The organism is Sedimentitalea xiamensis (genome assembly GCF_030164465.1).
GTDB lineage: Bacteria > Pseudomonadota > Alphaproteobacteria > Rhodobacterales > Rhodobacteraceae > Sedimentitalea > Sedimentitalea xiamensis.
In genome coordinates this window covers 1-1,119 of sequence record NZ_JASNJE010000089.1, presented here as the reverse complement: position 1 = coordinate 1,119, position 1,119 = coordinate 1, and the positions used below count along the sequence as shown (strand labels likewise).

At 67.4% G+C, this 1,119-nt stretch carries 1 protein-coding gene; it reads right to left on the bottom strand.

Going from position 1 to position 1,119, the window contains the following annotated elements; all coding sequences use genetic code 11:
* Positions 1-4 precede the first annotated feature (4 nt).
* Positions 5-1,117 (bottom strand): S-(hydroxymethyl)glutathione dehydrogenase/class III alcohol dehydrogenase, encoded by a 1,113-nt coding sequence (locus tag QO034_RS23265; RefSeq protein WP_284487879.1) that lies wholly within the window; start codon positions 1,115-1,117, stop codon positions 5-7.
* Positions 1,118-1,119 lie beyond the last annotated feature (2 nt).

The window sequence follows — 1,119 nt, the reverse complement described above, 5'->3', positions numbered from 1 at the left end:
CGCCTCAAAACTCGACGACGGCGCGGATGGATTTGCCTTCGTGCATGAGGTCGAAGCCCTTGTTGATGTCCTCGAGCGCCATGGTGTGGGTGATCATCGGGTCGATCTCGATCTTGCCGTCCATGTACCAGTCGACGATCTTCGGCACATCCGTCCGGCCGCGCGCGCCGCCGAACGCGGTGCCGCGCCAGGAGCGGCCGGTGACCAGCTGGAACGGCCGGGTCGAGATCTCGGCCCCCGCCGGCGCGACGCCGATGATGATGCTCTCGCCCCAGCCCTTGTGCGCCGACTCGAGCGCGGTGCGCATCACGCCGACATTGCCGGTGGCGTCAAACGTGTAATCGGCGCCGCCCCGGGTCAGTTCGACCAGATGCGCCACCAGGTCGCCCGACACCTGCGAGGGGTTGACGAAATCGGTCATGCCGAAGCGCGTCGCCATCTCGACCTTGCCGGGGTTGAGATCGACGCCGACGATCTGGTCGGCCCCCGCGAGCCGCAGCCCCTGGATCACGTTCAGCCCGATGCCGCCCAGCCCGAAGACGATGGCGCGCGACCCGATTTCCACCTTGGCGGTGTTGATCACCGCCCCGATGCCGGTGGTGACGCCGCAGCCGATGTAGCAGATCTTGTCAAACGGCGCGTCCTTCCGGACCTTGGCCAGCGCGATTTCCGGCAGAACCGTGTGGTTGGCGAAGGTCGAGCAGCCCATGTAATGCAGGATCGGGGTGCCGTCGAGCATCGAGAACCGGCTGCTGCCGTCGGGCATCAGCCCCTGGCCCTGGGTCGCCCGGATCGACTGGCAGAGGTTCGTCTTGGGGTTGAGGCAGTATTCGCATTCCCGGCATTCGGGCGTGTAGAGCGGGATCACGTGGTCGCCGGGCGCGACCGAGGTGACGCCGGCGCCGACCTCGAGCACCACGCCGGCGCCCTCGTGCCCCAGGATCGCCGGGAACAGCCCCTCCGGATCGGCGCCCGAACGGGTGAATTCGTCGGTGTGACACAGGCCCGTCGCCTTGATTTCAACCAGTACCTCGCCCGCCCGCGGACCCTCGAGGTTCACATCCATGATCTCCAGAGGCTTCCCCGCCTCCATCGCAACCGCGGCGCGTGTGCGCATGG

What these genes read in the sequence shown, in the direction of transcription:
- QO034_RS23265 (WP_284487879.1), bottom strand. Translation starts at nt 1,117, where the DNA reads ATGCGCACACGCGCCGCGGTTGCGATGGAGGCGGGGAAGCCTCTGGAG.